Origin of the sequence: Pseudoduganella sp. RAF53_2 (genome assembly GCF_052113985.1) — a bacterium.
In the GTDB taxonomy this organism is placed as follows: Bacteria; Pseudomonadota; Gammaproteobacteria; order Burkholderiales; family Burkholderiaceae_D; genus Rugamonas.
In genome coordinates, this window is sequence record NZ_JBFRDW010000478.1 from 1 (window position 1) to 4,787 (window position 4,787).

A 4,787-nucleotide genomic window follows, 5' to 3' on the forward strand; every position below is an offset into this window, starting at 1 on the left:
CCGTTGTAGCGCGCCACGATGTTGTAGTTCTCGCTGCCCAGTTCCATCTTGGCCACGTCGCGCAGGTGCACGGTGGCGCCGCTGGTCGTCGTCTTCAGAAGGATGGCGCCAAATTGTTCCGGCGTTTGCAGACGGCTCTGCGCCGTCACGGTGGCATTCAGCTGCTGGCCAGGAATGGCAGGCGCGCCGCCCAGTTCACCGGCCGACACTTCCGTGTTCTGCGCCGTGATGGCATTGGCCACGTCGGCAGGCGTCAGCTGGTAGCTTTGCAGCTTCACCGGATCGAGCCAGATGCGCATGGCGTACTGCGAACCGAACTGCGTCACATCGCCCACGCCTTCCACGCGGCTCAGGGGATCGACCACATTCGCTGCCACATAGTCGTTGATATCGTCCTGCTTCATGCTGCCGTTTTCGGACACGAAGCCCAGCACCATCATGAAGTTCTTGGTCGCTTTGGATACCACCAGGCCCTGCTGGGTCACAGCGGCAGGCAGCAGCGGCGTCGCCAGCTGCAGCTTGTTCTGCACCTGCACCTGGGCGATGTCCGGATTGGTACCGTTAGTGAAGGTCAGCGTGATGCTGATACCACCGGCCGAATCGCTGGACGAGCTCATATAGCGCAGGCCATCGATACCCTTCATCTTTTGTTCGATGACCTGGGTTACGGCGTCTTCCACCGTCTTGGCGGAGGCGCCCGGATAGGAGCCGCTAATCGAGATCGATGGCGGCGCAATGCTTGGATACTGCGCAATCGGCAGCGTGCTGATGGCCAGCATACCGCCCAGCATGATCACGATCGCGATCACCCAGGCAAAGATAGGCCGTTCAATGAAAAATCGGGACATGGTTCAACTCCCGCTTATTTCGCCGCAGCGGCGTCGTTGGCAGCACCGCCGGCCGGCGCGGCTTTCGCAGTCGCGCCCACTTTGGATGCCACGGCCGGTGCGCCCGGCTTCACTTTCTGCACACCTTCAACGATCACCAGGTCGCCCGCGGCCAGGCCGGACTTGACCAGCCACTTGTCGCCCTGCGTACCGGCGGTAACCACCGTACGCTGTTCGACCATGCCCTGCTTGTTCAGCACCAGCGCAGTCGCCTCGCCTTTCGGATTGCGGGTTACGCCCTGCTGCGGCACGGCGATCGCATTCTGGTCCACGCCGTTTTCCACCACGGCGCGCACGAACATGCCCGGCAGCAGATCATGCTTAGGATTCGGGAACAGTGCACGCAACGTGACGTTGCCGGTGCTTGGGTCCACGCTCGCATCGGCGAACTGCAGACGGCCTTCCTGTGCGTAGGTGCTGCCATCCGCCAGCTTCAGCGTCACACGCGGCTGGGCGCCGGACTTTTTCAGGCCGCCGTTATCCATTTCGCGCTTCAGGCGCAGCATCTCTTCGCTGGACTGGGTCACGTCAACATAGATCGGGTCCAGCTGCTGCACGGTGGTCAGGGCATTGGCCTGGCCTGCCGTCACCAGCGCGCCTGGCGTCACGGTGGAACGGCTGATGCGGCCGGAGATCGGCGCTTCGACTTTGGTGTATTCGAGGTTGATGCGGGCCGAGTCCAGCGCAGCCTGCGCCGACTCCACATCGGCCCTGGCCTGCTCGTTGGCGGCGACGGCATCGTCGTAATCCTGTTTGCTCACGCCTTCAATGGCGACGAGGTCTTTGTAGCGCGCCACTTTCGGTGCGCTCGCGGCGAGGTTCGCCCTGGCTTTCGCCAGCGCCGCCTTGGCCGAATTGTAGGTCGCCTGGTAGGTGGCCGGATCGATCTGGTACAGCGGCGAACCCGACTTCACATCGGCGCCTTCGGTAAACAGGCGCTTCTGAATCAGACCGCCCACTTGCGGACGCACTTCGGCTACCTGGTAAGCGGAGGTACGGCCCGGCAGTTCGGTGGTCATTGCCAGCGCTTCCGTCTTCACGGCAAACACGCCCACTTCCGGCGGCGGCATCTTGCCGCCATGGCCAGCCATCGCCTCGCCGGATTGAGAATGGCAGYCCGCAACCAGCGCTGCAGCGCCCAGCAAAATCATGCTTTTTTGGAAATTTTTCATCGATTCTAGTTCCTTTCTGGATATAGAATGAACGATCATTCTAACAAAGTCAAGAAAATTACTAACCGACGGGTCATAAAAAACCCGCCACGAGGGCGGGTTGCAAGGGTACTTCTCGGGATCAGGGGGTGACCGGCTCGGCGTCGACGGTCAGGGTCTGCAGGGTCAGTTCGGAGCTGGCCTCGAAGCCTGAGTCGATACCGACCAGCAGCCAGAGGTCGCCGTTGGTGTCGGTCTTGACGGTCATCGGCGCTGCGCTTTTCAGCGTCTTCGACGTTGGCGTGCTGGTGCCGCAAGCCAGGCCGTTGCCGATGGTGCCCAGGATCTGGGCCTCTTTGCCCGCGGTGCCCTGGTTACCTTTATCGAAGTTCATCGTAACGTGGTTGTTGGCCGTGGTGGTCTTCGGCTCGTTGGCCAGCGCCGCCGCGTACACGTACACGGATTCGCCCGGCGAACCGCCCACGCCAAAGCAGCCGGAAGGTACGCTGGACGCAAACTTCAGTGTGAAGGTAACCTTATAGCTGGAGGATTTCACCRGGCCGTGGAATTGCTTCTTCACGTACAGGAACATGTCGTCGCTGCGGTTATGGCCAGTGATGTAATAGCCCTTGCCGGTCAGCGGCGCACCCAGTGCACGCTGTTCGAACACCACGCCGCTTGGCTCGGTGCCGACGGTGTAGTCGCTGCTGCCGCCTACCCAGCCGTCGATGCCTTTGTCGAAATCGACGATCGCGGACACGGTCTGCGGCGTATCGTCAGGATTGTTGCTGCCGCACGCTGCCAACAGGGACAGCAGTGCGACAGCGCTTGCGCTTTTCGCGATGGACATTGTTATAGCTCTCTCTATTGTGGTTTAACTGCGAGCCATTCTAGGGAAAGCAATACGGTCTGGCCGTCGGGACTTTGTATGGACTGTGTCTTAGTTTGTAATCGTCATTTCCACTCGCCGCGCAGGGCTTTCACGCGCTGGTGCAGCAGCTCCGGGGTGACGTCCACCGGCGCCACCGGCACGCCAACCGCCAGCGACAGACGCGAACGCAGGCCCTTGCGGAAGGCGCGCTCCAATACGCTGTCCTTGCTGCGGCTGAGCAGGTGACCCCACAGGCCGCGCAGGGCCATCGGAATCACCGGCACTTTGGAGCGCTCGATGATCTTGGAAATGCCGCCTTTGAATTCGCTCATTTCACCGGTCGTGGTCAAACGGCCCTCAGGGAAGATGCAGACCAGTTCACCGTCGTGCAGGGCATGCGCGATATCGACAAACGCCTTCTCCATCAGCCACGGATCTTCGCTGGAAGGTGCAATAGGAATCGCTTTCGCCGTGCGGAAGATCCAGCCCAGGAAAGGCGTGTTGARGATTTTATGGTCCATCACGAAGCGGATCGGACGCGGGCTGGCGGCGCCGATCACGATGGCGTCAACATAGCYCACATGGTTGCACACCAGGACCGCCGGGCCTTCGTCCGGAATACGCTCGCCGTCGACGGTTTTCACCTTGTGCACGGTGTGGATCAGCATCCAGGCCAGGAAGCGCATCAGGAATTCCGGCACCAGCGAGAAGATGTAGACCGCCACCACGGCGTTCAGGATGGCCGTGGCGAGGAAGAGTTCAGGAATCGTGAGGCCCTGCCCCAGCAGCACCATCGCCACGCCGGCAGCAGCCACCATGAACAGAGCGTTCAGGATATTCATGCCGGCGATGGTGCGCGACAGGTGCTTGGGATCGCTGCGCAGCTGGATCAGCGCGAACAGCGGCACGATGAAGAAGCCGCCGAAGATACCGAGCAGGATCACGTCCAGCACGATGCGCCAGGCGCCATGCTGCGCCAGCAGGCCCAAGGCATCGACGGCGCTCGTGCCGCCATAGCCTTTGCTGGCGAAATATAGATCGATGCCGAAGACCGTCAAACCGATGGAGCCGAACGGCACCAGGCCGATTTCCACTTTGCGGCCGGACAGCTTCTCGCACAGCAGCGAGCCCGCGCCAATCCCCAGCGAGAACACGGTCAGCAGCATGACGAACACGCTGTGATCGCCCTTCAGATACGTCATCGCATACACCGGGAACTGGGCCAGCACCATGGCGCCGTAGAACCAGAACCAGGAGTTGCCCAGCATGGACAGGAACACGGTGCGGTTCTGCGAAGAGAACTTCAGATTGCGGATCGATTCGGTGACCGGATTCCAGTTCACTTTCAGGTCGGGCTCGGGCGCCGGCGTGACGGGAATACGCGAGGCGGTCATCAGGCCCAGCACCGCAAAGGCCAGCGTGGCTGCCACGATGTACTGGATGCCGTGCGGTTTCTGCATCACGATCACGTCGCCGAACACCTGCCCCAGCAAAATGCCGACGAAGGTGYCCATTTCGACCATACCGTTGCCGCCGGTGAGTTCTTCAGGCTTGAGCTGCTGCGGCATGTAGGCATATTTCACAGGGCCGAACAGCGTGGAGTGGGTGCCCATGCCGACCACCGCCAGGATCAGCAGCGGCAGGGTGTGCGTCAGCCAGCCAATGCCGGCTACGGCCATGATGCCGATCTCCAGCCACTTGATCAGGCGTGCCAGCCTGGCCTTTTCCATCTTTTCGGCGATCTGGCCGGAAGTGGCAGAGAACAGCACATAAGGCAGGATGAACAGGCCGGGGATCAGGTTGGTGATCATGGACGGCGACAGGTCAGTCCAGCTGGCGGCGTCAAAGGTCAGGATGACGATCAGGGCGGTCTTGAAC

The 4,787-nt window shown here is 61.4% G+C and carries 4 protein-coding genes; all 4 read right to left on the reverse strand.

The window, feature by feature from the left end; all coding sequences use genetic code 11:
- Positions 1–848 (reverse strand): efflux RND transporter permease subunit (locus tag AB4Z11_RS23350; RefSeq protein ID WP_442028013.1); only part of this gene is annotated, 848 nt, incomplete at its 3' end.
- A 14-nt stretch (positions 849–862) separates the two neighbouring features.
- Entirely contained in the window at positions 863–2,059 is a 1,197-nt protein-coding gene (locus AB4Z11_RS23355; protein ID WP_442028015.1) for an efflux RND transporter periplasmic adaptor subunit, read from the reverse strand.
- Positions 2,060–2,180: 121 nt separating this feature from the next.
- On the reverse strand, positions 2,181–2,888 hold the full coding sequence (locus AB4Z11_RS23360) for a hypothetical protein (RefSeq protein WP_442028017.1): 708 nt from the start codon (positions 2,886–2,888) through the stop codon (positions 2,181–2,183).
- 104 nt (positions 2,889–2,992) lie between these two features.
- Positions 2,993–4,787: MFS transporter (locus tag AB4Z11_RS23365; protein ID WP_442028019.1), on the reverse strand; the 1,795-nt coding region annotated here is incomplete at its 5' end.